This is a genomic window from Mesorhizobium sp. M1227 (assembly GCF_040318315.1).
In the GTDB taxonomy this organism is placed as follows: domain Bacteria; phylum Pseudomonadota; class Alphaproteobacteria; order Rhizobiales; family Rhizobiaceae; genus Mesorhizobium.
Window position 1 is genome coordinate 20,735 of the sequence record NZ_JAMYLZ010000026.1, and the last position, 25,570, is coordinate 46,304.

Below are 25,570 nucleotides of genomic sequence, written 5' to 3' on the forward strand. Positions count from 1 at the left end.
AACGGCGATTGGAATCATGGCAGGCGTTGAACAGATCACAGTGGACGCCGGCGAGGCGGGCATGCGGCTCGATCGCTGGTTCAAGAGCCATTTCCCCGGTCTCGGTTTCGGTCATCTGCAGAAGCTGCTGCGTTCCGGCCAGATCCGCGTCGACGGCGGCAGGGTGAAGGCCGATACCCGCGTCGAAGCCGGCCAGACGGTGCGTGTGCCGCCGCTCGAAGTGGACAAGAAAGGCGAAAGCCCGCTCACCGGTCATTCGATCCGCAACCAGGGCGACGCCGACGTTTTGGCAAAGATGCTGATCCATGAGGACCCGAAGGTCTTCGTCTTCAACAAGCCGGCCGGCCTGGCAGTGCAGGGCGGCTCGGGCGTCACCCGCAATGTCGACGACATGCTGGAAGCCTGGCGCAACCAGAAGGGCGAGAAGCCGCGCCTGGTGCACCGGCTCGACCGCGATACGTCGGGCGTGCTGGTTGTCGCCCGTACAAGGCTCGCCGCCATGAAGCTCGCCGAAGCGTTCCGGGCGCGTGAGACGAAGAAAACCTACTGGGCGCTGGTCAAGGGCGTGCCGCCGAAGCGCGAGGACAAGATCTCGACCTGGTTGATCAAGGAACCGACGCCCGACGGCGATCGTGTGCGCATAGCCAAGCACGGCGAAAAGGGCGCCGATCACGCCGTGTCCTATTACCGCATAGTCGAGCAGGCGGCGCAGACGCTGTCCTGGCTGGAAATGGAACCCTACACCGGGCGCACCCACCAGCTTCGCGTCCATGCCGCCCATATCGGTTGCCCGATCATCGGCGACCCCAAATATTTCGAGGCCGACACCAATTGGGATTTTCCAGGCGGCATGCAGAACCGGCTGCATCTGCACGCGCGCCGCATCGTTATCCCGCATCCCGACAAGGGCTTTGTCGACGTCACCGCACCGATGCCGCCGCATATGCGCCAGAGCTGGAACCTGCTCGGTTTCGACGAGCAGAGTGCCGAGGACTAGCGCTGGTGGGCGTCGCCACAGAAACCCTCGACCGCCGTGACGCGGTCGATCTGGCGGCAGCCGCCATCATGGTTGGGCTGACTTTTTCCTGGGGGCTGAACTACGTCGCCGCCAAGATCTCCTATGCCGGCTACGATCCCGTTTTCCTGTCGATCGCCCGCTCGGTGATCGGCGGCTTGTGTGTTTTCGGCTGGTGCCGCTGGCGCGGCATTGCGCTGTTCACGCCCGACAAGACCCTCGTCGCCGGCATTCTGGCCGGCGCGCTTTTCGGTTTCGAGTTCCTGTTTCTCTATGTCGGGCTCGAGCACACCACTGTCGTGCGCAACACTTTGCTGGTCAACACCATGCCGTTCTGGATGCTGGTCGGCGGTCATTTCCTGCTGGGCGAAAGCATCACGGTACGCAAGCTCGTTGGTCTTCTGCTCGCTTTCGCCGGACTGATCGCGGTGTTTTCAGATAAACTGAGCGCCAATGGCGGCGCAACATTGGGCGGCGATTTGCTCAGTCTCGGTGCCGGCATTCTGTGGGCCGTGACCAATATCGTCATCAAGCGGTCGAAGCTGGTGACGGCCAGCGCCGAAAAGCTGCTGCTCTATCAGCTGGCCGGGGCCGCCGTCATCGGCATTTTGGTGATGCCTTTTGCCGGGCCGCCGGTCCGCAGCTTTGCCGTTCTGCCGACCTTGGCGCTGTTGTTCCAGGCCGTCTACGTCGTCGCCTTCACCTATGTGCTGTGGTTCTGGCTGCTGCGGCGCTACCCTGCATCTGGACTGTCGAGCTTCACTTTCCTGTCGCCGGTGTTTGGTGTGCTGTGCGGCGCCGTGTTCTTGAATGAGCCGCTGACCGTTCGTATCTTCCTGGCACTCGCCCTGATCGCGGCTGGTCTCATCATCGTCAACCGGCCGGTCCGAAAACAAAGTCCCGGATGAGCATGCGCGATATATTGAACGACCTCGAAGCTGGAAAGCAGCTCTCCGATCCGGACCCGGTGCGTCGCGCCCAGATCCAGATGAAGACGCCGCTGCCGAAGCGCTTCTACAAGACCGTCGCGGTAGCACCGGTCGAAGACGGTTTTGCCGTCCATCTCGATGGCAAGCCCGTCCGCACGCCGGCCAAGGCGCTGCTGGCGCTGCCGACCGAAAAGGCGGCTGCTCTGGTCGCCGAGGAATTCGCCGCACAGGAGGAGACCATCAACCCGGTGACGATGCCGGTGATGCGTCTGGTCAATACGGCAATCGATGGCGTCGCCAGTGATCCCCAGGCCGTGCTGGAGGACATCCTGCGCTTTGCCTCGTCCGATCTGCTCTGCTACCGCGCCGATGCGCCCCAAGGACTCGTCGACCGGCAGAACGAGCTTTGGGATCCGGTCATCGACTGGGTGCGCAGCGCTCTCGGCGCCCGGTTCCATCTTGCCGAAGGCGTGATCCATGTCGAACAGCCGCGCGAGAGTATCGCGCTGCTTGGCCAGCATCTTGCCCAACGTGCCGATCCGCTGCGCCTTGCCGCCATCCACGTCATGACGTCGCTGACCGGATCGGCGCTGCTGGCGCTGGCCGTCGACTTCGGCGAGCTCGACGGCGAGGCGGCCTGGGCTGCCGGTCATGTCGACGAGGACTGGCAGGCCGAGCAATGGGGCCATGATGCCGAGGCCGTCGCGCACCGCGCGGCCCGCAAGCGCGACATGATGGCGGCAGTCACGCTGCTCGAAGCTCTCAAAGGCTGACCGCACCGTCGTTTCTATTTCGCACTGCACATTAGACCAAAGTCATAATCCCAAAGACGGTCTGCCTCTGGACGGCGCTTTCTGTCATTTTTTGTACTGGTGGCTGCACTGAGTCTGCGTTCCGAGGAAACGCGGACGATGACGCGCAGCATCGAGGACTGACGGAATCACACGGGAGGATACGCTCATGGCAATGGCATCGACCGCCGGCAAAACAAGCCGCGGCATGACGCGCGAGGAGAAGAAGGTCATCTTCGCTTCCTCGCTCGGCACCGTTTTCGAATGGTACGATTTTTATCTCTACGGCTCGCTGGCAGTGTTCATTGGTTCGACTTTTTTCAGTCCAACCATTCCGGAAGCGACGCGCAATATTTTCGCGCTGCTGGCGTTTGCCGCTGGCTTCCTCGTGCGCCCGTTCGGCGCATTGCTGTTCGGCCGCATCGGCGACCTTGTCGGCCGTAAATACACTTTCCTTGTCACCATGACGATCATGGGCCTGTCGACCTTCCTGGTCGGCTTGCTGCCTGGCTATGCGACTTTGGGCATCGCCGCTCCCGTGATCCTGATCATCTTGCGCATGTTGCAAGGCCTGGCGCTCGGCGGCGAGTATGGCGGTGCCGCCACCTATGTCGCCGAGCATGCACCCGACGATCGCCGCGGCTACTACACATCGTGGATACAGACGACGGCAACGCTCGGCCTGTTCCTGTCGCTGATCGTCATCCTGATCGTCCAGGGGTCGATGACCAAGGAAACCTACGCCGCCTGGGGCTGGCGCATTCCGTTCATCGTTTCCTTCCTCCTCCTCGGCATTTCGATCTGGATCCGGCTGTCGCTTTCTGAATCGCCGACCTTCCAGCGCATGAAGGACGAAGGCAAAGGCTCCAAGGCGCCGCTGTCAGAAGCCTTCGGTCAGTGGAAGAACGCCAAGATCGCGCTGCTGGCGCTGCTCGGCCTCACAGCCGGTCAGGCCGTAGTTTGGTACAATGGCCAGTTCTACGCGCTGTTCTTCTTGCAGAACGTGCTCAAGGTCGATCCGCAATCGGTCAACATCATGATCGCGATTGCTCTGGCTGTTGGCTCGATCTTCTTCGTCGTGTTCGGCTGGCTCTCCGACAAGATCGGCCGCAAGCCGATTATCATGGCCGGCCTTGCACTGGCGATCGTCTGCACCTTCCCGTTGTTCAAGGCGCTGACCTGGGCAGCCAACCCGGCGCTCGCCACCGCGCAGCAGAACACCCGTGCGACGGTGACCGCGGCACCGGGAGACTGCAAGTTCCAGTTCAACCCGGTGGGCACGGCGAAGTTCACCACGTCCTGCGATATCGCCACCTCGTTTCTGACCAAGAACTCGGTGCCTTATGACGTAGTGGCCACGGCAGCGCCCGGCACTGCTGCGTCGGTCAAAATCGGCAACGAGACGGTTGAGTCGTATGACGCCACCGCAGCCGGCGATCAAGCCAAGGCCAAGGACGCTGTTTTCGCCAAGGCGGTAAACACGGCGCTTCAGGACGGCGGCTATCCGCTGAAACGGGCAGCGGCGAAGGTGCCGGATCAGAAGCTCGAAGCCTTCATCGCGGCCAATCCCGAACTGAAGCTCGATGCGGCCGCGATCCGCGCCGGCGAGAAGGCCATGGTTCCGACCGACCAGGCGATCAAGGACAAGCTGCTGACTGCCGATCAGGCTGCGGGAGCTCCCGAGGTCACCGTCTACACCGTACCGGGCGGCGGTCCCTTCGCCATGTTCGCCGACCCGGCGGCGGTCAACTGGCCGATGACGATCGGCATCCTGCTCATCCTCGTGATCTTCGTCACGATGGTCTACGGGCCGATCGCCGCGATCCTGGTCGAGATGTTCCCGACCCGCATCCGCTACACCGGCATGTCGCTGCCCTACCATATCGGCAATGGCTGGTTCGGCGGGCTGCTGCCGGCGACGGTGTTCGCGCTCAGCGCCTACAAGGGCGATATCTACTACGGACTCTGGTACCCGGTGGTGATCGCGGCGATGTCGCTGATCATCGGCATGATCTTTGTCAGGGATACGCTCGGAACGGACCTGCACACCAAACAGTAAGCCGGCCTGTCCGGTTCAAAGCAAAGCCCGGCGCGAGCGATCGCGCCGGGCTTTTTCAATTTATCGAGCGCAGGGCTTAGCTCTTCCGATCCTGGTTCGCTTCCTCGATCGCTGCCTCATGATACCAGGCACTTCCGAAATCCGTGCGGTTGCGCAACGAAGCAAGTTCTGCCGCGAACTTAGCCTTTCCGCTTAAATTTGAGGCAGAAGCGCGCGCTGCCACCGGGAACATCAGGATTTTGGCCGACTGACGAGTGGAAGTGATTTCCATTGTCGGTTTCCTTTCTTCGACAGAACCTTGCCGATTCAACCTTTCCCCAACATAGGTTCAGCAATCGAAATAGGCAATATGATTACGAAAAGATCAGTACTTGCATATTATTTGTGCAAAATGTGCTTGTGGATGATCCGAACGCAGCATGACAGCGGACCAGCGATTTTGGGCGGATACAACCTCACTTTTGCCGCATCCATCGCCGGCGAGAATGGCACACGAATTGCATTTTAGTAATCCGGCAGGTCGGCTGCTGGATAGGCCGGCTCGCCCCGGCGCCATCCAGGGTTCGGTGATCAAGCAACGAGAGGCTAGAATGACGAAATACAAGCTCGAGTACATTTGGCTCGATGGATACACCCCGGTTCCCAATCTTCGCGGAAAGACGCAGGTCAAGGACTACGCCGAGTTTCCGACGCTCGACCAGCTTCCGCTGTGGGGCTTCGACGGTTCTTCGACCATGCAGGCCGAGGGCCACAGCTCCGACTGCGTTTTGAAGCCGGTCGCCGTTTATCCGGATCCCGCCCGCACTAATGGCGCGCTCGTCATGTGCGAGGTCATGATGCCGGACGGCGTGACGCCGCATGCGTCCAACAAGCGCGCCACCATTCTCGACGACGAGGGCGCCTGGTTCGGCTTCGAGCAGGAATATTTCTTCTACAAGGACGGCCGTCCGCTCGGCTTCCCCGAGAGTGGCTATCCGGCGCCGCAAGGCCCGTACTACACCGGCGTCGGCTACAGCAATGTCGGCTCCGTCGCTAGGCAGATCGTCGAGGAGCATCTTGACCTTTGCCTTGCCGCCGGCATCAACCATGAAGGCATCAACGCCGAGGTGGCCAAAGGCCAGTGGGAATTCCAGATCTTCGGCAAGGGCTCCAAGAAGGCCGCCGACCAGATGTGGATGGCACGCTATTTGATGCAGCGCCTGACCGAGAAATACGGCGTCGACATCGAATACCACTGCAAGCCGCTCGGCGACACCGACTGGAACGGGTCCGGCATGCATGCCAACTTCTCGACAGCCTATATGCGCGAAGTCGGCGGCAAGGCCTATTTCGAAGCGCTGATGGCGGCCTTCGACAAGAACCTGATGGATCACATCGCCGTCTACGGGCCGGACAACGACAAGCGTTTGACCGGCAAGCACGAGACTGCGCCGTGGAACAGGTTCAGCTACGGCATCGCCGATCGCGGCGCCTCGATCCGCGTGCCGCACTCCTTCATCAACAACGGCTACAAGGGCTATCTCGAGGATCGCCGGCCGAACTCGCAGGGCGACCCCTACCAGATCGCCTCGCAGATATTGAAGACGATCGCCTCCGTCCCGACCAGCGCCGAGGTTTCGGCCGCGGCTTGAGCATTCGTCACGGCGTGGACCTCAGGTCTGCGCTGTGACTTTCTCTCCAATCGCATCACAATAAAAAACCCCGGCGTCTCTGCCGGGGTTTTTTCTATTGGCTGCAACAATCCAGATCACACGGAATAATACATATCGTATTCGACCGGATGCGGGGTCATTTCGAAGCGCATCACCTCGGCCATCTTGAGCTCGATGTAGCTGTCGATCTGGTCGTCGTCGAAGACGCCGCCGGCCTTCAGGAAGCCGCGGTCCTTGTCGAGGCTCTGCAGGGCTTCGCGCAGCGAGCCGCAGACGGTCGGGATTTTCTTCAATTCCTTCGGCGGCAGATCGTAGAGATCCTTGTCCATCGGCTGTCCCGGGTGGATCTTGTTCTTGATGCCGTCGAGGCCGGCCATCAGCATGGCGGCGAAGGCGAGATAGGGGTTCGCGCCCGGATCGGGAAAGCGGACCTCGACGCGCTTGGATTTCGGCGATGAGCCGAATGGAATGCGGCAGGAGGCCGAGCGGTTGCGTGCCGAATAGGCGAGCAGCACCGGCGCCTCATAGCCCGGCACCAGGCGCTTGTAGGAGTTGGTCAGCGGGTTGGTGAAGGCGTTGATCGCCTTGGCATGCTTGATGATGCCGCCGATATAGAACAGGCAGCTTTCCGACAGGCCGGCATATTCGTTGCCGGCGAAGGTCGGCTTGCCTTCCTTCCAGATCGACTGGTGGACATGCATGCCCGAGCCATTGTCGCCGAACACCGGCTTCGGCATGAAAGTGGCCGTCTTCCCATAGGCGTTGGCGACCTGGTGCACGACATATTTATAGATCAGCATCTTGTCGGCGTTGCGGACCAGCGTGTCGAACTTGATGCCGAGCTCGTGCTGGGCGGCGGCCACTTCGTGATGGTGCTTTTCAACGCGCACGCCCATCTCGGCGAGCACGGTGAGCATTTCCGAGCGCATGTCCTGTGCCGAATCGACCGGCGGCACCGGGAAATAACCGCCCTTGATGCGCGGCCGGTGACCGAGGTTGCCGGTCTCGTAGTCGGTATCGTCATTGGACGGCAGTTCGGTGGAATCCAGCCTGAAGCCGGTGTTGTAGGGGTCGGCCTTATACTTGACATCGTCGAAGACGAAGAACTCGGCTTCCGGGCCGACGAAGATCTGGTCGCCGATGCCTTCGGCCTTCATGTAGGCCTCGGCTTTTTTAGCGGTGCCGCGCGGGTCGCGATTGTAGGACTCCCCGGAGATCGGATCGAGGATGTCGCACAGGATGACCATGGTCGACTGCGCGAAGAACGGGTCCATATGCACCGTATCGGAATCCGGCATCAGCACCATGTCGGACTCGTTGATCGCCTTCCAGCCGGCGATCGAGGAACCGTCGAACATGACGCCATCGGCAAACATGTCTTCCTCGACCTCGACGACATCCATCGTAACGTGCTGCAGTTTGCCCTTCGGATCGGTGAAGCGCAGATCGACGAACTTAACGTCGCTGTCCTTGATCTGCTTCATGATGTCTTTGGCTGTCGTCATGTCCCTGCTTCCCTATGTGATGACGTTTGAACATGGCCTTTTAACGGGAAAATTCAGACGGCGTCCATGCCGGTTTCGCCGGTGCGGATGCGCACCACTTCCTCGATATTGGAGACGAAGATCTTGCCATCGCCGATGCGGCCAGTCTGGGCCGCCTTGCGGATGGCTTCGATCGCTGCTTCGACCGCATCGTCGCCGAGCACGACTTCGATTTTCACCTTCGGCAGGAAGTCGACGACATATTCGGCGCCGCGATAAAGCTCGGTATGGCCCTTCTGGCGGCCAAACCCTTTGGCCTCGGTAACGGTGATACCTTGCAGGCCGGCCTCCTGAAGCGCTTCCTTCACTTCGTCTAGCTTGAACGGCTTGATGATCGCTTCGATCTTTTTCATGTAAAAAGTGGCCTCCACTGCCAAAAAAGACGGGTTGTGAGCCCCGCTTGCGCCTCAATCAAGCACGAACTGTGCCAATTGATGGGGCGCCGAACGGCCTCACATGATTTGGATACCATGCCACGCGGGAATGTACATTCGCGTCATTCGCAGCGTTGGATGCGCCATGAATGCCGCGAGCCTACACACCGCCGGTCCTGCCGTCCGCACAAAAATTGGGCAGATCGGGTATTTCATGGGCAGCTGCGCGCCGTCCCGAACGATGTACGCCGCCAAATTGCTTGGGGACCTTCGTGGTTTGCGTCGGATCAAAAACTGGACAATGCTTGGGGAAATGATGTGCATGTCGCCCGCATGAGCAATGAACTTCTGTCTCCGTCCGAAATGGCTGAGGCCGACCGGCTGGCGATTGCCGCTGGTCCATTCGACGGCATCGGCCTGATGCGCAATGCCGGTGCTGCGGTTGCTGCCGTAGTACTCAAGCGCTACCCGAACGCAACGCGCGTCCATGTGCTTTGCGGCCCCGGCAACAATGGCGGCGACGGCTATGTCGTGGCGCGCATCCTTCGGGAGAGCGCCGTCGACGTCTCGGTATGGGCGTCCGGATCGCCTAAAGGCGGCAGCGATGCGGCAGTCGCTGCCTCGGAGTGCCCGGTTGAAGCTCGGCCGCTGTCGGATTTCGTTGCCGAGACGGGCTCGATCGTGGTCGATGCGCTTTACGGGGCGGGGCTGTCCAAGCCGCTATCCGGCGACCCCGCCAAGGCGATCGATAATGTGGCGGAGTTGAATTCGCCGGTCGTCGCGGTCGACCTGCCGTCGGGCGTCTCCGGTGAGAGCGGCAATGTCCTCGGTCAGGCTTTCCACGCCCGAATCACCGTGACCTTTGCGCGAAAAAAGCCAGGCCATCTTTTGTTACCGGGGCGCGAGCTGTGCGGCGAAATCGTGCTCGCTGATATCGGCATAAGCGACAGTGTTGTTGCGCAGCTTGAACCACGAACATTCGAGAACATTCCGGCGCTCTGGCTTGGCCGCTTTCCGGTTCCGGCCGTCGACGCCCATAAGTATAAACGCGGCCATGTCGGCGTCTTTTCCGGCGGGCCGTCGGCGACGGGTGCTGCGCGGCTGTCGGCGCTTGCCGCGGCCAGGAGCGGGGCAGGGGCCGTCACCTTGCTGTCGCCGGCGAACGCCATCCATGTGAACGCGGCGCATCTGACCTCGATCATGCTGCGCAAGCTAGACACTGTCGCGGATGTGGACGAATTCGTCGGCAGCCGCCGGCCATCGGCCTTCGTGCTCGGCCCGGGATTTGGCATTGGTGAGAAGACGCGCGAATTCGCCCTGGCCGTGCTGAATGGCGCCCATGGGCAGGGCGGCGGGATTGAGGCCTTGGTGCTCGACGCCGACGGCGTCACCTCGTTTCGCGACGCGCCGGATGCCCTGTTCGAAGCCGCCAGCCGGCCGAGCGCGCCGGCTCTGGTGATGACGCCGCATGACGGCGAATTCGCCAGGCTTTTTTCAGATATCGCCGAGGACAAGGACCTGTCCAAACTCGCCAAGGCACGCGCCGCAGCCGAACGGGCCAACGCCACTCTCGTCTACAAGGGTGCCGACACTGTGATTGCGGCCCCCGATGGCCGGGCAGCGATCAACGGCAATGGCGCGCCTTGGTTGGCCACCGCCGGTTCGGGCGACGTGCTGTCGGGTATCATCGCCGCGCTGCTGGCGCAGGGCATGCCGGCCTTTGAAGCGGCCTGTGCGGCAGTCTGGATCCATGCCGAGGCCGGCAGCCGTTTCGGACCGGGGCTGATCGCCGAGGACCTGCCGCTGGCGCTGGTGCCGGTCCTGCGCGAGCTTATCGAAAGTCGCGGGATAGCTGCCGAATGAACCGCATGTTCGCGCTGCTCGTTGCGATCGTCGGCGCCGTATTCATGGCGCAGGCTGCGAACGCCGAAACTCCGCTGACGATCGTCGACGACCCGGCCGTTCTCGCCGCTCTCGACAGCAACGGTTACGGGTTCGCCGGCATTTTCGGCGTCGATGGCAACGGCGATTTGAAGACGCTTTATGATAAGGCGCCCGCTTACCACGCGATCGTCGAAACGATTGCAAGCGACGTCGCGGCATTGCGGGCCGAGATGAAGGCCGGCGGCCGGCCGCTTTACGAGGTGACCGACGGCAATGTTGGCCGCGTCATGGACATGCGCTGGCTGAGGACCGAGGCCGCACGCTTCCGCCTTGTCGGCGTGGTCAACCGGCTCGACCGGCGCGACTTCGCCGCCTTGCAAGGCGACACGAGTTGCGGCGAAGTGCGCTTCATCTATCGCCTCGCCTACGGCTTCAAGAAGAACGGCAAGGTTCTGGCCTCGCGCCTGCCGTTCAATTTCAGTGCCGTCTACGATGCCGCGCCGGATGCCGACGGCGGTTGTGTCGGCGTCGCCGGACGCTGGGCACCACAACTCGACGAGAGCGTCGATGCCGGCTGGCTGACCGGTGGGCCGCTGGAAAGGACGGCGCTCACCTTCAAGCAGCTCGAGCTCAATGCGCAAGTGGTGCGCTTCCCCTCCGGCCAGGAGACCGAATTCGGCGGGCAGGCTGCCTATCTCATGCGTATCTTCGGCATCGACGGAGCGGCTGTCAGCGAAAAGCCGCTGGAAAACACGCCCGACACGGCACGTCTCGCCGAAGACGCTGCGCTGAAAGCAAGACTTGCCAACTATGTCCGCCCCAATGTCGCGGCGGTCGATCTCGGCGTCTACCAAATCCCCGATGAATTCTTGGCAAGGAAGGTCATTTCGTGGTCGACCTTCGGCAGTGCAAGGCAGGCCAACCACCCGTTCACGCCACTGTTCCAGCCCGCGGATTTCGCTGGTGTCGATTTCTCCGCGCTGAAGCTGGTGCGCACGCCGGAGGCACTGGCCGAGCGGCTGGACAACGGCGCCTGCCAGGGCTGCCATCAGGCGGGCTCGACCGCCGGCTTCCATTTTATCGGACTTGACGACAAGACAACCTCGCCGCTCAACCGCATCGAGGTCGGCATCTCGCCGCATCTCCACGCCGACATCCCGCGCCGCGTCGCCTGGCTGCACGCGACTGCCGACGGCAAGGAACCGAACCGCTTCCGCCCGCTGTCCTTCGCGCCGCCGGCGACATGGAACGATGCCGGCGAAATTGCCTATTCGCCGGCCGAAATGGCGATGCCGTGCTTCATGCCGGAAGATGCGGCCCGCTTCGGCGCGACATGGCAATGCGGTGGCGGCACCGTCTGCACGCCGTTGACCACCGCGTCCGGCGTGCGCACCAAGCTGGCGCAATGCCTGTTGCCCAAGGACAGCGAAGACATGTTTTCCGGCCACCCTTGTTTAACGGGATCCATCGCCAGCAACCCGGCACGGCCTTTCAATGACCGGTATACCATCACCGGTCAGTTCGCCGCGTTCGCGCCAGGCATTTCGCGCGTCGCCTACACCTGCCGACCGCCGAAGATCGGTGTGCCGGCGGGTATCGCCTATCGCGGCTGCGATGACCGGGATCGCAGCTTTGCCGCCTTCAAGACGGGCAAGCCGATGCCGAACGAGATTTGCGGGCTGGTTGGCGGCAAGAAATTCGACACCTGCGTGGCGACCAATAATTTCGACCAGTGCCTGGGCGGCGCCGTCAATCGCGGCAATCGTCCTGCCTGCTCGGCCGACCATTTCTGCCGAGAGGATTACATGTGTCAGTCGCTGCCGCCGGATACACCCGGTATCGGCAAAGTGAAGGGCATCGGCTTCTGCTCGCCGACTTATTTTATCTTCCAGATGCGCATCGACAATCACGCCACGCCATGGTCGGGCGCTGTCCGCGCGACGAGGGGGGGCGGGTTCGGAGCGGCGGAAGCGGAATAGCCTGCGCCGACTGGGCATTAGCCGCTATAGTTTCAGGTGGATAGCTATCGATCGAGATAGTCGGCGATCTTCGATGTCCATTCGCCGTCGAAATGGCGGACATGTTCGGCGACGATCTCATCGCTCAGCAGGCTCGACAAGGCGGAAACCAGAATTGGTTCTATCTCTGGAGCCGAGCTAAATCCAAGAGCAGTCAAACGTTCGGACCAGGGCGGATGATCCGCGCTTTCGTTATCTGGCGCGTCCCAGGCCTTTTGCGCATATTCTTGCAGGATGGGAAGCCTCGACAGGTGACTGGCGGCCGCCAGAATTCTTTCGAGTGGTGGACGAGGCGGTACCATGGTGCCAAGCAGTTCACGTTTAAGCGGAATATACACTTGGTCATCGAAGAACGCACTGGCGGCACCGACCAGCAGCAGGGCGCGGGCCGCTTCATATGCATCGCCGGACATCGCTGCATGACGATCCGCGTCAATTTCCGCCCGCCGCGACAACCGTATTTCTTCGCGCTCCAGCGTGCGCGACAGCGGGCCAAGCATCCAGTAGAACAGGCTGCCCGAAACTGTTTTTCCCGGTGGGGCGAAGTCAAAGATTAGATCGAAGCTCTTTTCGAGTTCGGCCAGGTTGAGCCCGCCATTTGTATCTTTATTTTTCAGATGGGCGTCCTCATGGGCCAAGATCGCCGCAAACCCCTTTTGGTCGGTCACTGCGAGCAGCGGCAGGCCCACGGTGAGAATTGCCCTGCGACCAAGCAGGCCCACAAACGGCCGCTCTTCACCGATGCTAGCGTTGAGATCGGGGCTCAGCACGATGGTAGTCCGGCTGGCGCGGTGTTTGCCGGCAATACTCTCCCAGATGGCCCATAATTTCGGGGCTGATTCCCGAGTGATCCCGTCCACCTTGCTGGGTCGAAAACCGGCGAACAATGTCCCGATCAACAGAACCATGCCCAGCATCGCAGCTGGGATCGCAACAACGCCAGCCGCGATGACGGCGAGCGGATGCCGGTCGAGAAACCAGAACCATAAGACTGTTGGGCAGAACAGCGGCAGAGCGAAAAGCAGGACGGCAAACCTGCCGAAGCGCGCTCCCATGTAGAAGACCAGGCGCGACATCAACCCCTCACAGCGGAATGTTGTCGTGCTTCTTCCAGGGGTTTTGCATATCCTTGTTGCGCAGCATCCTGAGCGCGCGGGCGATGCGGCGGCGGGTTGAATGCGGCATGATCACCTCGTCGACATAGCCACGCTCGGCGGCAACGAAGGGGGACAGGAAGCGATCCTCGTAAGCTTTTGTGTGCGCTGCAATTTTCTCCGCGTCGCCGATATCCTTGCGATAGATGATCTCGACTGCGCCCCTGGCGCCCATCACCGCAATCTGCGCCGTTGGCCACGCATAGTTCATGTCACCGCGCAAATGCTTTGACGCCATGACGTCATAGGCACCGCCATAGGCCTTTCTGGTGATGACGGTGATCTTTGGCACGGTCGCTTCGGCATAGGCGAACAGAAGCTTGGCGCCGTGCTTGATCAACCCGCCATATTCCTGCGCGGTGCCGGGCAGGAAGCCCGGCACGTCGACGAAGGTGACGATCGGGATCGAGAAGCAGTCGCAGAAGCGCACGAAACGAGCCGCCTTGCGGCTGGCATCCGAATCGAGCACGCCGGCCAGCACCATCGGCTGGTTGGCGACGAAGCCGACGGTGCGGCCCTCGATACGGCCGAAGCCGGTGACGATGTTTTTCGCAAAATTCTGCTGGATCTCGAAGAAGTCACCCTCGTCGGCAACTTTAAGGATCAACTCTTTGATGTCGTAGGGTTTGTTGGCATTGTCGGGGATCAGCCTGTCGAGCGACAGATCGTGATCGGTGACCGACTGGTAGCATTCGATCTCGGGAATTTCCGCCGTGTTGGAAGCGGGCAGCAGATCGACCAGCCGGCGCATCTGCAGCAGCGCCTCGACGTCATTGTCGTAGGCTCCGTCGGCGATCGAGGACTTCGTCGTGTGGATAGAAGCGCCGCCGAGGCTTTCGGCGGTGACCGTCTCGTTGGTTACGGTCTTCACCACATCCGGCCCGGTGACGAACATGTAGGAGGTTTCGCGAACCATGAAGATGAAGTCAGTCATCGCCGGCGAATAGACATCGCCGCCGGCGCAGGGGCCCATGATCAGTGAAATCTGCGGGATGACGCCGGAGGCCAGTACATTGCGCTGGAAGATCTCGGCATAGCCGCCGAGCGCCGCCACGCCTTCCTGGATGCGGGCGCCGCCGGCGTCGTAAAGGCCGATGATCGGCGCGCGATTGCGCAGCGCCATCTCCTGGACCTTGACCACCTTTTCGGCATGGGCCTCGGACAGCGAGCCGCCGAACACGGTGAAATCCTTGGCGAAAAGATAGACCGGGCGACCGTTGACGGTGCCCCAGCCGGTAACGACGCCGTCGCCGGCGATCTTGGTTTTCTCCATGCCGAAATCGGTCGAGCGGTGCTCGACATACATGTCGAACTCCTCGAACGAGCCCTCGTCGAGAAAGACGTCTATGCGTTCGCGGGCGGTCAGCTTGCCCTTCTTGTGCTGGGCGTCGATGCGGGCCTGGCCGCCGCCCATGCGGGCGATCTCGCGGCGGCGCTCGAGTTCCTTCAGCACGTCCTTCATGACCGGTCCCCGAAACGGAAAGCTGCATTGTGGTAATCATGCCCGCGAGAGAGCGCAAGCGCCGCTTCCTCATGGCTTTTGCTGCGCTGCAACATCAGGCCCCTTGCATTTCGATGCGAACTGGGCCATATGCGGCGGCATAGGCGCTTGGGCCGGGATAGTCCGGCCTTCTCGATGAATGAGACTGGTTGCGTCTGTTTTCCCTCTTCCCGACATATCGGCAAGGTGGCGAAAAAGCCCCGTGGCATGAAGCCTGCGGGCACGACAGCGCAGCCGTGCGGACGATGACGTCCGCCCGCCTTGTCGTTTCATGACAATTTTCGACGGCAGGTTGCGCCCTGCCGCCATCGATGTTTGCGGCCAGGAGCCGCATGAAAGAAGAATATTTTGACCAATGAAAACACTTTGACCGGTAAGGACACTGCGGAACCGAACGGTTTCGCCGCACTTGGAATCACCGGCGCACTGCTCAAGGCCACCAATGCCGCCGGTTTTACCGATCCGAAGCCGATCCAGGCCCAGGCGATCCCGCCGCAGCTCGAAGGCCGCGACATTTTCGGCATCGCCCAGACCGGCTCGGGCAAGACGGCGGCGTTCGCGCTGCCGATCCTGTCGAAGATCATCGCACTTGGTACCAAGCGCCGGCCGAAGACGGCCCGAGCGCTGATCCTGGCGCCGACACGTGAACTTGCGGTGCAGATCGAGGAGATGATCAAGCTGCTCGCCAAGGGCGCGCATGTATCGACCGCGCTCGTGCTGGGCGGCGTCTCGCGCTTCAGCCAGGTGAAGAAGGTCGCGCCCGGCGTCGACATCCTGATCGCAACGCCCGGTCGGCTGACCGACCTTGTGCGTGAAGGCGACCTGATGCTTGCCGACACCAAATGGCTGGTGCTCGATGAAGGCGACCGCATGCTCGACATGGGCTTCATCAACGACGTGAAGCGCATCGCCAAGGCGACGGCGCCGGACCGTCAGACGGTGCTGTTCTCGGCGACCATGCCGGCCGAGATCGCCGAACTGGCGAAAGGCCTGCTGAAGAACCCGATCCGCGTCGAAGTCGCTCCTCACAGCACCGCGGCAGCCGAGATCGTGCAGGGTGTCGTCTTTGCCCGCACCAAGCAGAAGCGCCAGGTGCTGGCCAACATGCTTGCCGGTGAGGCGATGAAGTCCGTCATCATCTTCTCGCGCACCAAGCATGGCGCCGACAGGGTGACCAAGGATCTCGAGCGCGACGGCTTCAAGGCCGCCGTCATCCACGGCAACAAGTCGCAGAATGCCCGTCAGAAGGCACTCAACGATTTCCGTGAGGGTTCGGTGCGCATTCTCGTGGCGACCGACATTGCGGCACGCGGCATCGACGTGCCCGGCATCAGCCATGTGGTGAATTTCGACCTGCCGGACGAGGCGGAGAGCTATGTCCACCGGATCGGCCGCACCGGCCGCAACGGCATGGACGGCATCGCCATCACACTCTGCGACCCGTCTGAAAACAGCAAGCTGCGTCAGGTCGAGCGCATCATCCGCACCAAGCTGCCGATCATTGCCGACCATCTCGGCAGCCCCGATCCGCAGCGCAATCCCGCCGAGAAGAATGAGCGCAGCTTCGAACCGGCCAATGATCGCAACGACCACAATGGCCGTCGCGACGGCAGGCGGCCCAGCGGCGCAAACAACGGCTTCGGCAAGAAGCGGTTCGGCGACAAGCCGGCCTTTGCGGGCGAGCGCAAGCCGGAAGGCGCCAAGCCCTTCAAGGGCAATAACAAACGCCGCTTCGGCGGCAAGCGGCCAGCAGCGCGGGCCGCATAATCTGACCGTGTTGCGGTCAGCCAAGCCTGGCTTGGTCGAATACGATTGAAGAGGGCGACCGGAGCGATGCTTCGGTCGCCCTCTTGCTTGGGGCTTTGGTTCACTTACCACCGCCTCGACCCACACGACGATCCGCTGCGCGAGGAAAGCCGTGGTCGATGGCGACAGCGCGTCGCCGGCAATGACGTGGTTGTCCGGGTCGCCGGTATCGTCGACCGGCACCAATTCATGTGCGACGCCCCAGCGACCCGCAAGCACGATCGCTCGCCATCACCGATCCTACTCGACTGGCGGCTTGCGGTCGAAATTCAGCGGCCGCGCGTTCCAGCGGGTGACCGTGCTGATCACCCATCGGCAGAACGGCCTCGGCAGCATCCTGAGCAGTTTCAGCGTCCAACTCAGGCGGCGTGGGAAAGTGACTTCGAAGCCGCCGTATTCGATGCCTTGCGCGATGCGGCGCGAGGCCAGATTGACCGGCATCAAGCCCGGCATCGGCAGGAAGTTCTTTTCGGTCAGCCGCGTGTCGACAAAGCCCGGATTAATCACCTGGATGCGGACGTTCATCTTGTCGAAATCGTATTTCAGCGACTCGGCCAGGATATTGACCGCCGCCTTGGTGCCGCCATAGGCGGCGGTGGTGGGCCAGCCGAAATAGGCGGTGACCGAACCGATCAGCACGACATGGCCGCGCGAGCGCACGCGCATGCGTTCGATGACCGGCAGCAGGCCATTGATGATGCCAAAATAATTGACTTCGAAAGACCGACGGAAATTGCGCGCCACAAGATCCTCGCCCGGCGTTGCGATATAGCTTCCAGCGTTGAACACTGCCAACACGATCGGACCGAGATCTTTCTCGATCGCTGCAACCGTCTTCGCCATGCGTTTTTCGTCGGTCACGTCGCAAGGATAGGCTGCGACACGGCCCGCCATCTGCGCCGTTTCGACGATGAGCGTATCGATCGGATGGTCATCTGGCGCAGTCACCGCGACGACATAGCCCCGAGCGGCAAGATCCTTGGCCAGCGAACGGCCGATACCGCTGCTGCCGCCCGTAATCCAGGCGACGCCATGCTTCGGATTGGCCCGATAGAGTGTCATGTTGCGCCCCGCCGGCTCTTCTTAGCCTGTGCTCTACCGGTGAAGAAATCGAATGAAAAGAGTGCTTTTCGGTACATGGTTGAAATGAATACCGGTCGGGCGCTCCTGGCTGCAGGAATTGCAGTGTGCGAAATGCGACTGGACCAGGCAAATTCTTGCCTTGAAACCGAAGCTTCGGGTTTCTAGGGTTTCGCCGCACCCACAAAGGAATCTCCATGCCCCGTTCTGTGATCGACGTGATCGGCAACACGCCCCTGATCCGCCTCAACAAGGCCTCGGAAGCAACCGGCTGCGAGATCCTAGGCAAGGCCGAATTCATGAATCCCGGGCAGTCGGTAAAGGACCGCGCCGGCCTGTTTATCATCCGCGATGCGGAACAGCGCGGGCTGCTGCGGCCCGGCGGCGTCATCGTCGAGGGGACGGCTGGCAACACCGGCATCGGATTGACACTGGTTGCCAAGGCGCTCGGCTACCGCACGGTGATCGTCATTCCCGACACCCAGAGCCAGGAGAAGAAGGATACGATCAAACTGCTCGGCGCCGAGTTGATCGAAGTGCCCGCCGTGCCTTACAAGAACCCGAACAACTACGTGAAGCTGTCGGGCCGGCTGGCCGAGCAGATGGCCAAGAGCGAGCCGAACGGCGCGATCTGGGCCAACCAGTTCGACAATGTCGCCAACCGTGACGGCCATATCCGCACCACGGCCGAAGAAATCTGGAACCAGACCGACGGCAAGGTGGATGGTTTCGTGTCGGCGGTCGGTTCCGGCGGCACTCTGGCAGGCGTCGGTTTCGGGCTGAAGGCCAAAAACAACCAGGTCAAGATCGCGCTGGCCGATCCGCTGGGGGCAGCGCTCTATTCCTTCTACACCAGCGGCGAGCTGAAATCCGAGGGCAGTTCGATCACCGAAGGCATCGGGCAGGGGCGGATCACCGCCAACCTCCAAGGCTTTACACCCGATTTTGCCTTCCAGATCCCCGACGAGGACGCGCTGCCGATCGTATTCGACCTGATCCAGGAGGAGGGGCTTTGCGTTGGCGGTTCGACGGGCATCAACATTGCCGGCGCCATTCGCCTGGCGCGCGAGCTAGGCCCCGGCCACACTATCGTGACCATGCTTTGCGACTACGGCACGCGCTACCAGTCGAAGCTGTTCAATCCTGAATTCCTGCGCGAAAAGAAGCTGCCGGTGCCGGGGTGGATGGAGCAACAGAGCACGATTTCAGTACCGTTCGAAAGGGTTGCGTGATGGCGCACAAGACCGAAGCGCTGTTTCGTGACGACGCCTATCTGGGGACGGCCGACGCCACCGTCGTCGCAGTCAATGATCGCGGCGGCATCATTCTGGACCGGACGGTGTTTTACGCCACATCGGGCGGGCAGCCGGGCGACACCGGCAGCCTCGAACGCGCCGACGGCACCGGCATAGCGATTGCCGCTACGATCACCGGCGAAACCAAGGACGAGATCATCCATGTGCCGGCGCCGGAGCAGGCAGTTCCAAAGGTGGGCGAGCGCATGAGGCTCGCCATCGACTGGCCGCGGCGGCAGTTGCTGATGCGCATGCATTCTGCCTGCCACCTGCTTACCGTCGTCTGTCCGTTCCCGATCACCGGCGCCGCGGTTTCCGAGGACGACAGCCGTATCGATTTCGACATCCCGGATGCCGGCTTTACCAAGGAAGACGTGACGGCCAGACTGATGGAACTGGTGCGAGCCGACCACCCGATCTTCACCCGGCTCATTTCCGACGAGGAACTGGCATCCAATCCGGGCTTGGTGAAATCCAAGAATGTGCGGCCCCCGGCCGGCACGGGAAGGATCCGATTGGTCTGCATCGGCGAGAACGCTTCGATCGACAGCCAGCCTTGCGGCGGCACCCATGTAAAGAGCACCAGCGAAATCGGCGAGATCCATATCGGCAAGATCGAGAAGAAGGGCCGCGAGAACCGGCGCTTCCGCATTCGCTTTGGTCCTATGCCGCCAGCCTGATATAGGACTGCGACGGGCGGGACAGGAGAGAAAAGATGGCCGACGACAGTCCTTTCACCATCGATGCCGATTGGTTACAGAAGCGGCTCGGCGAACCCGGCCTGACGATTGTCGACGCGTCCTGGTATCTGCCGGCGCAAAAGCGTGACGCGCGCGCCGAGTACGACGTAGCGCATATTCCAGGCGCCCGCTTCCTCGACCAGGATGCGGTTTCGGACCCCGACGCGGCTCTGCCGCACACGCTGCCGTCGCCGCAGCATTTCGCGCAATATGTCGGCGCGATGGGTATTTCGGCCGATGACACGATTGTTGTCTATGACGGGCCAGGGTTCTTTTCTGCACCGCGCGCCTGGTGGTTGTTTCGCGTCATGGGCGTGTTCCAGGTCTATATACTCGACGGCGGGTTCGATCGTTGGAAAGCCGCCGGACGGCCGGTGACGGCGGAGCCGACGAAGATCGCGCCTTGCGTGTTTTATGCCAACTTCGATGCCGCCCGCGTCGCCAGCCTTGCCGACATGCGCCGGATCGTCGAGACGGGGGAGAGCCAGATCGCCGACGCGCGCTCGCCTGGCCGTTTTGCCGGCACCGAGCCGGAGCCGCGCCCCGGCATCCGCTCCGGCCATATGCCGGGCGCGCACAACGTGCCATTTTCGGCGCTTTCGGAAAACGGCGAATTGTTGCCGAAGGACAGGCTGCGCAAAGTGATCGAAGGAGCCGGCATCGACCTGTCGAAGCCGGTCGTCACCTCCTGCGGGTCGGGCGTCACCGCGGCAGCTGTCACGCTGGCTTTGGAGACGCTTGGCCATGCCGACAACAGGCTTTATGACGGTTCATGGACCGAATGGGGCGGGCTTTCCGACACGCCCGTCGTGACGGGCAAGGACTGACGGGGATGGAAGACGGATCGCTGGAAGACATCGACGTCACCGTGACGTTTCTCGAAATGCATGTGCCGCCTGCGTATTCGCCGCCGCTGCCGTACAACCGCCAGATCGCGCTGCTCAAGACCAAAGACATTCCGCTGCATTTCTACCGCTATTTGATGGATCGGGTGGGCCGCAAATGGCACTGGGTCAATGTGCTGAGGCTGAGCGACGAGGAGCTTGCGGCGGGCATCCACCGCGAGGACCGCGACATCAGGGTGCTTTATCTGGATGGTGCGCCGGCCGGCTTCTTCGACCTCAAGCCGCATTTGCCGGAGGAAGTGGAACTCGCTTATTTCGGAATGATGGAGCACGCGACCGGGCAAGGCATCGGCCGCTGGTTCCTTGGTGCGGCAATCGCCGCGGCATGGTCGCACGGGCCAAAGCGGGTGACGGTGCAGACCTGCACCCTCGATCACCCAGCAGCACTGCCGCTCTATCAAAAACTCGGCTTTACGCCAGTGGCGCAAAAAAAGGAGGTCGTACATCCGATGTCTTTTGCCGAGCGCGCGGCCAGCGTCATGCGGCCCTGATTTTCAGGCCCGTTCATCCGAGCTTCAGCTTGTCTTGCAATGTCCCAGAGTCTCTGGATCAACACTCAAAGGCGAGCCCGACTTGAATGAGCTTGGCTCTTTCCATATCGCTATCGTCTAAAAACCGATGGGTGATGGAGGATCGCACGATGGCAATACGCGTGGTAATGGCCGGCGCGACCGGCTGGGTCGGCAAAGCGCTGGTTCCGGCGATCGGGGCGCAGGGCGACATGGCGCTGGCCGGGGCTGTATCACGCAGCGGCGCGGGGCAGGATTCCGGTCTGCTGGTTGGTATGCCGGCTAATGGTATTGCCGTTTCGGCCTCGCTGGCCGAGGCGCTGGAGGCGCCGTCGGACGTGCTGGTCGACTTCACCAAGCCGCTTGTCGTGAAAGACCATGTGCTGCTCGCCATCGACAACGGACGGCATACGGTGATCGGCACGTCGGGACTGGGAGCTGCCGATTATGCCGAGATCGACGCCGCGGCGCGCGCTAATGGCGTCGGCGTCGTTGCCGCCGGCAACTTTTCCATCACCGCCACGCTGATGAAGCGGTTTGCACTTATGGCGGCAAAATACGTGCCGGATGTCGAGGTCATCGATTATGCTAGTGCAAAGAAGCCCGACGCGCCCTCCGGAACCGCACGAGAGCTTGCTGAAGCGCTGGCCGACATCCGCAAGGCCTCAACGGCAAAGCCGGTCTCCGAGGTCTCCGGCGTGCCGGCCACACGCGGTGGTGCGGTCGGCGCAGGCGAGGGGGTGCAAGTGCACGCGCTTCGCCTGCCGTCCTACATCCTGTCCTGCGAGGCGCTGTTCGGTCTGCCAGACGAGCGGCTGACCATACGCCACGACGCCGGCTCGTCCGCGGCGCCTTACGTGGCGGGCACGCTGCTCGCCATCAGACGGGTACAGCAGATCAAAGGTCTGGTTCGTGGTCTCGACGCGCTGATGGATTGATCCATTTCGGCAGGAATCGGGTGGGAAACGCTGTCTTGCGAGCATAATTTCCGGTCGACGACACCGGAGATTTTGCCATGACGCTAAAATTCAAAGCCTTGCCAACCAATGCTGTCCGGGCACTTCAGCGCGGCGGGCCGGATGCTTATGGCTTGAAGCCAGAGCGGCAAATTTCGGATGGCGACGGCGTGCCTTGCCGTCATTGCTTGAAAAATATTGCTTTGGGAGAAGCCTATCTTGTTTTGGCCTATCGACCTTTTCCGGAGCTGCAGCCTTATGCCGAAACGGGGCCGATCTTTCTGCATGCGAAAGAATGCGAACGCGCCGCCGAGGGGAAAATGCTTCCCGAAATGCTCGAAAGCAGCGATTACATTGTGCGCGGTTATGGCAAGGACGACCGCATCGTTTACGGCAGCGGCGGCGTCATTCCGACCGACGCCATTGCCGCACGGGCAGAGACGTTGTTCGAACGCGACGACATCGCTTACGTCCACATCCGCTCGGCGCGCAACAATTGCTATCAGTGCCGGATCGACCGCGCGTAACCGGACAGGCTGCACCGGCTTGGCTGTCGTACTCCCGTCGCATACCAGCGGTAGAAAGAGACTGTCGATCGATTTGCCGACCGCGGATGAACCGGCGGGAATTTTCGACAACCGAGGAAGCGGGGCTTTGGCTCCGCTTTTTTGTTGTCCGGTTATTCCGCGCGCCCGACACTTTTCAGTTTTTCGACATAAGAAAAACCCGTCGGACGAATCCGACGGGCACTGGAGAGGCAGATTCGGAAGCTCAGGCGGCGAGAACGGCCTTCGGCTCGACCAGCTCGTAACCGAGCGCTTCGGCCACCGCGCGATTCGTGATCTTGCCCTTGTGGACGTTCAGCCCGTTGCGCAGATGGTGGTCGTCTACCAGCGCCTTGAGGCCCTTGTCGGCGAGCTGCAGGCCATAATGCAGCGTCGCATTATTGAGCGCGTGGGCCGAGGTGACCGGCACCGCACCCGGCATGTTGGCGACGCAATAGTGGATGACGCCGTCGACCTCATAGGTCGGCTCGGCATGGGTGGTGGCGTGCGAGGTCTCGAAGCAGCCGCCCTGGTCGATGGCGACGTCGACCAGCACGGCGCCTTTCTTCATGCCCGACAGCATCTCGCGCGTCACCAGCTTGGGCGCTGCTGCCCCCGGGATCAGCACGGCGCCGACGACGATGTCAGCCGAAAAACATTCTTCTTCCAGCGCCTCGACGGTCGAGTAGCGGGTGTGGACGCGGCCGCCAAAGATGTCGTCGAGCTGACGCAGGCGCGGGATCGAGCGGTCAATGATGGTGACGTCGGCGCCAAGGCCGGCGGCCATCCGTGCAGCATGCAGGCCGACGACGCCGCCGCCGAGCACGGTTACCTTGCCCGGGAGCACGCCGGGCACGCCGCCAAGCAGCACCCCGCGGCCGCCATTGGCCTTTTGCAGCGCCGTTGCACCCGCCTGGATCGACAGGCGGCCGGCAACTTCCGACATCGGCGCCAAGAGCGGCAGACCGCCGCGCTCGTCGGTGACGGTCTCGTAGGCTATCGCGGTCACGCCGGAGGCCAGCAGGCCCTTGGTCTGCTCCGGATCCGGGGCAAGATGCAGATAGGTATAGAGGATCTGGCCGTCGCGGAGCTGAACCCATTCGTTGGGCTGCGGCTCCTTGACCTTCACGATCATGTCGGACTTGGCAAAAACGTCGGCTGCCGTCTTGGCGATCGTGGCGCCGGCGGCACGATACGCGTTGTCGTCGGCGCCGATGCCGGCGCCGGCGCCGGTCTCGATCAGCACTTCATGGCCATGCGCGACATATTCGCGGACCGAACCCGGCGTCAGGCCGACGCGATATTCGTGATTCTTGATTTCCCGGGGGCAGCCGATGCGCATCGTTCTTCTCCTGATCCGGCCCTTTGGGGCTCGTTCCCTGTCTAGAGATAGTGAACCACGAATCGTTCGGTAAGTGTTTGCGAATGCGCTTGCCTGAGAAGCCACTGTTCGATAATCGTTGCGCGAAACATTAGAATTGTCGCAGGAACCCGCAAAAATGCCGCTCGACAGGATTGATATCGCCATTCTCGAGACGTTGCAGAAGGATGGGCGGATACCCAACGCAGCGCTCGCCGAGAAGGTCGGCCTGTCCCAGTCGGCCTGCTCGCGGCGGCTGGACAATCTGGAGAAATCCGGAACCATCCGCGGCTATCACGCCCGGCTGTCCAACGCTGCACTTGGGCACCAGATGACGGCGATCGTGCATATATCGCTGTCCGGGCAATTCGAGAAGACGTTGTCGGATTTCGAGGCAGCGATAAAGCGCTGCCCGAACGTCTTGTCCTGCCATTTGATGTCGGGCGAATATGACTACATCCTGCGCATAGCGGCAAAGGATCTCGTCGACTACGAACGTATCCACAAGGAGTGGCTGTCGGCAATGCCGCATGTGACGAAGATCAATTCGTCCTTTGCCTTGCGCGAAATCGTCGATCGCACAGCCGTGGGAATGAAGCCTGAACTCGCCTAGGCCCCGAACTCGCCTAGGCCTTGGATGCCTCAGTCACCACACGGTCCATCGGAATATCGTGCGGCTGCGGGTAGATGGTGGTGATGCGCTGCAACTCGTAGCCGACGCCGATGACCAGCGGCTTGAACGGCATCGCGGCAAGCGTGCGATCGAAGAAGCCGCCGCCATAACCCAAGCGGAACTGCCCGGGATCGATGCCGACGATCGGCGAAATGACGACGTCGGGCAACACCGGATCACCGTCAGCCGGTATCGGGATATTCCAGACGCCCTTCTCCAGCCGGTCTCCGTGGGCATAGGCGCGAAAGACAAGCGGCCGGTCTTTCTCGACGACGACGGGCAACGCCGTGCGCCCGCCTCGCGCGTTAACGGTTTCCATCCAAGGGCGCAGGTCCGGCTCGCCGCGAAACGGCCAGTAGAGGCTGACCAAACGGCCGGCGATGTCGCCGATCACCGCGTCGAGCCCTTCGGCAATACGCTGCGACATAGCTGCGCGCGTGTCGGCTGAAACGGCAAGGCGGGATGCGATCAACCGCTCGCGCTCGGCCTTGCGCCAGCGCCTTACGTCGGTCCAGTCGGATAGCGGCGCTTGGAACTCCGGATCGAGCTCGTGCATAAAACAAGGCGGCGAGGCGTACTGCGCTGAGCCTTCGTCTTCATCGCTAGCCATGCTTCACCTGCAATATACAGTTCCAACCAAGTAGTATCCTGGACGCAGGCTATATCCGGGAACGAGTCCGCAGCATGCGTATTCACGACATCAAGCGACGACTCCCAGGTAGTTGCAGCGCAGGCATTGCTGCACTGCACAACGATACTTACATCAGCCTTGGCGAGAGG

23 protein-coding genes and 1 pseudogene are annotated in these 25,570 nt (G+C 61.8%); 15 read left to right on the plus strand and 9 right to left on the minus strand.

Annotation, left to right across the window (positions count from 1 at the left end; genetic code table 11):
* The first annotated feature begins 16 nt into the window (after nucleotides 1–16).
* From NKH28_RS24445 to NKH28_RS24460, 4 genes are all read left to right on the plus strand, one after another.
* Nucleotides 17–997: an RluA family pseudouridine synthase gene (locus NKH28_RS24445; protein ID WP_352451037.1), complete on the plus strand. Its 981-nt coding sequence runs from the start codon at nucleotides 17–19 to the stop codon at nucleotides 995–997.
* A 68-nt stretch (nucleotides 998–1,065) separates the two neighbouring features.
* The gene (locus NKH28_RS24450; protein ID WP_502898883.1) at nucleotides 1,066–1,923 is read left to right on the plus strand and encodes a DMT family transporter; all 858 of its coding nucleotides are present in this window, start codon (nucleotides 1,066–1,068) and stop codon (nucleotides 1,921–1,923) included.
* A gap of 2 nt (nucleotides 1,924–1,925) precedes the next feature.
* Nucleotides 1,926–2,717 carry an ATP12 family chaperone protein gene (locus NKH28_RS24455; RefSeq protein WP_352919803.1) on the plus strand — a complete coding sequence of 264 codons (792 nt, stop codon included), beginning with the start codon at nucleotides 1,926–1,928 and terminating at the stop codon, nucleotides 2,715–2,717.
* A 187-nt stretch (nucleotides 2,718–2,904) separates the two neighbouring features.
* Nucleotides 2,905–4,794 carry an MFS transporter gene (locus tag NKH28_RS24460; protein ID WP_352980619.1) on the plus strand — a complete coding sequence of 630 codons (1,890 nt, stop codon included), beginning with the start codon at nucleotides 2,905–2,907 and terminating at the stop codon, nucleotides 4,792–4,794.
* Between the two features lie 76 nt (nucleotides 4,795–4,870).
* Here the strand turns inward: NKH28_RS24460 and NKH28_RS24465 are convergent, their stop codons facing one another.
* Nucleotides 4,871–5,065 carry a DUF2735 domain-containing protein gene (locus NKH28_RS24465; RefSeq protein WP_352451032.1) on the minus strand — a complete coding sequence of 65 codons (195 nt, stop codon included), beginning with the start codon at nucleotides 5,063–5,065 and terminating at the stop codon, nucleotides 4,871–4,873.
* A 319-nt stretch (nucleotides 5,066–5,384) separates the two neighbouring features.
* Here NKH28_RS24465 and NKH28_RS24470 point away from each other — a divergent pair, with 319 nt between their 5' ends.
* Nucleotides 5,385–6,425 carry a glutamine synthetase beta-grasp domain-containing protein gene (locus NKH28_RS24470; RefSeq protein ID WP_352980620.1) on the plus strand — a complete coding sequence of 347 codons (1,041 nt, stop codon included), beginning with the start codon at nucleotides 5,385–5,387 and terminating at the stop codon, nucleotides 6,423–6,425.
* Nucleotides 6,426–6,541: 116 nt separating this feature from the next.
* Here NKH28_RS24470 and glnA read toward each other — a convergent pair whose 3' ends face one another.
* Both glnA and NKH28_RS24480 read right to left on the minus strand, forming a co-directional pair.
* Nucleotides 6,542–7,951 carry a type I glutamate--ammonia ligase gene (gene glnA / locus NKH28_RS24475; RefSeq protein ID WP_352980621.1) on the minus strand — a complete coding sequence of 470 codons (1,410 nt, stop codon included), beginning with the start codon at nucleotides 7,949–7,951 and terminating at the stop codon, nucleotides 6,542–6,544.
* Nucleotides 7,952–8,004: 53 nt separating this feature from the next.
* Nucleotides 8,005–8,343: a P-II family nitrogen regulator gene (locus tag NKH28_RS24480; RefSeq protein WP_019857988.1), complete on the minus strand. Its 339-nt coding sequence runs from the start codon at nucleotides 8,341–8,343 to the stop codon at nucleotides 8,005–8,007.
* 354 nt (nucleotides 8,344–8,697) lie between these two features.
* Between NKH28_RS24480 and NKH28_RS24485 the strand changes: the two genes are divergently transcribed.
* Together NKH28_RS24485 and NKH28_RS24490 are read left to right on the plus strand one after the other, a co-directional pair.
* Nucleotides 8,698–10,227 carry an NAD(P)H-hydrate dehydratase gene (locus NKH28_RS24485; protein ID WP_352980622.1) on the plus strand — a complete coding sequence of 510 codons (1,530 nt, stop codon included), beginning with the start codon at nucleotides 8,698–8,700 and terminating at the stop codon, nucleotides 10,225–10,227.
* A complete protein-coding gene (locus tag NKH28_RS24490; protein WP_352541995.1) occupies nucleotides 10,224–12,227 on the plus strand; it encodes a hypothetical protein in 2,004 nt (667 codons plus the stop codon). The genes NKH28_RS24485 and NKH28_RS24490 overlap by 4 nt, the downstream gene beginning before the upstream one ends.
* A 44-nt stretch (nucleotides 12,228–12,271) precedes the next feature.
* Here the strand turns inward: NKH28_RS24490 and NKH28_RS24495 are convergent, their stop codons facing one another.
* Nucleotides 12,272–13,342 (minus strand): M48 family metallopeptidase, encoded by a 1,071-nt coding sequence (locus NKH28_RS24495; RefSeq protein ID WP_352471823.1) that lies wholly within the window; start codon nucleotides 13,340–13,342, stop codon nucleotides 12,272–12,274.
* Between the two features lie 7 nt (nucleotides 13,343–13,349).
* Nucleotides 13,350–14,882 (minus strand): acyl-CoA carboxylase subunit beta, encoded by a 1,533-nt coding sequence (locus NKH28_RS24500; protein WP_352471824.1) that lies wholly within the window; start codon nucleotides 14,880–14,882, stop codon nucleotides 13,350–13,352.
* A 387-nt stretch (nucleotides 14,883–15,269) separates the two neighbouring features.
* On the opposite strand from NKH28_RS24500, the gene NKH28_RS24505 reads away from it, so the two are divergent.
* Nucleotides 15,270–16,688, plus strand: coding sequence for a DEAD/DEAH box helicase (locus NKH28_RS24505; RefSeq protein ID WP_352980623.1), 1,419 nt, complete (start codon nucleotides 15,270–15,272; stop codon nucleotides 16,686–16,688).
* 108 nt (nucleotides 16,689–16,796) lie between these two features.
* Here NKH28_RS24505 and NKH28_RS24510 read toward each other — a convergent pair.
* Nucleotides 16,797–16,943, minus strand: a pseudogene (locus NKH28_RS24510) (alpha/beta hydrolase); the annotation flags it as partial.
* Nucleotides 16,944–16,967: 24 nt separating this feature from the next.
* The gene (locus tag NKH28_RS24515; protein ID WP_352457508.1) at nucleotides 16,968–17,789 is read right to left on the minus strand and encodes an SDR family oxidoreductase; all 822 of its coding nucleotides are present in this window, start codon (nucleotides 17,787–17,789) and stop codon (nucleotides 16,968–16,970) included.
* A gap of 215 nt (nucleotides 17,790–18,004) precedes the next feature.
* Between NKH28_RS24515 and NKH28_RS24520 the strand changes: the two genes are divergently transcribed.
* The 6 genes from NKH28_RS24520 (at nucleotide 18,005) to NKH28_RS24545 (ending at nucleotide 22,739) form a co-directional block, all read left to right on the plus strand.
* Nucleotides 18,005–19,039, plus strand: a complete 1,035-nt coding sequence (locus NKH28_RS24520; protein WP_023675106.1) for a cysteine synthase A — start codon at nucleotides 18,005–18,007, stop codon at nucleotides 19,037–19,039.
* Nucleotides 19,039–19,782 (plus strand): alanyl-tRNA editing protein, encoded by a 744-nt coding sequence (locus tag NKH28_RS24525; protein WP_023675105.1) that lies wholly within the window; start codon nucleotides 19,039–19,041, stop codon nucleotides 19,780–19,782. Before NKH28_RS24520 ends, NKH28_RS24525 begins: the two co-directional genes overlap by 1 nt.
* A 35-nt stretch (nucleotides 19,783–19,817) precedes the next feature.
* A complete protein-coding gene (sseA, locus tag NKH28_RS24530) occupies nucleotides 19,818–20,669 on the plus strand; it encodes a 3-mercaptopyruvate sulfurtransferase (protein WP_023675104.1) in 852 nt (283 codons plus the stop codon).
* A 5-nt stretch (nucleotides 20,670–20,674) separates the two neighbouring features.
* Entirely contained in the window at nucleotides 20,675–21,238 is a 564-nt protein-coding gene (locus NKH28_RS24535; RefSeq protein WP_352448953.1) for a GNAT family N-acetyltransferase, read from the plus strand.
* 149 nt (nucleotides 21,239–21,387) lie between these two features.
* Complete coding sequence (gene dapB / locus NKH28_RS24540; RefSeq protein WP_352928669.1) at nucleotides 21,388–22,194, plus strand: 4-hydroxy-tetrahydrodipicolinate reductase; 807 nt, start codon at nucleotides 21,388–21,390, stop codon at nucleotides 22,192–22,194.
* 77 nt (nucleotides 22,195–22,271) lie between these two features.
* Complete coding sequence (locus NKH28_RS24545; RefSeq protein ID WP_352471826.1) at nucleotides 22,272–22,739, plus strand: DUF1203 domain-containing protein; 468 nt, start codon at nucleotides 22,272–22,274, stop codon at nucleotides 22,737–22,739.
* Between the two features lie 244 nt (nucleotides 22,740–22,983).
* Here NKH28_RS24545 and ald read toward each other — a convergent pair whose 3' ends face one another.
* Nucleotides 22,984–24,099, minus strand: coding sequence for an alanine dehydrogenase (ald, locus tag NKH28_RS24550; protein ID WP_352502940.1), 1,116 nt, complete (start codon nucleotides 24,097–24,099; stop codon nucleotides 22,984–22,986).
* Between the two features lie 157 nt (nucleotides 24,100–24,256).
* On the opposite strand from ald, the gene NKH28_RS24555 reads away from it, so the two are divergent.
* A complete protein-coding gene (locus NKH28_RS24555; protein WP_023675099.1) occupies nucleotides 24,257–24,730 on the plus strand; it encodes an Lrp/AsnC family transcriptional regulator in 474 nt (157 codons plus the stop codon).
* Nucleotides 24,731–24,743: 13 nt separating this feature from the next.
* Here NKH28_RS24555 and NKH28_RS24560 read toward each other — a convergent pair whose 3' ends face one another.
* Nucleotides 24,744–25,400: a 5-formyltetrahydrofolate cyclo-ligase gene (locus NKH28_RS24560; RefSeq protein WP_352471829.1), complete on the minus strand. Its 657-nt coding sequence runs from the start codon at nucleotides 25,398–25,400 to the stop codon at nucleotides 24,744–24,746.
* Between the last annotated feature and the right edge of the window lie 170 nt (nucleotides 25,401–25,570).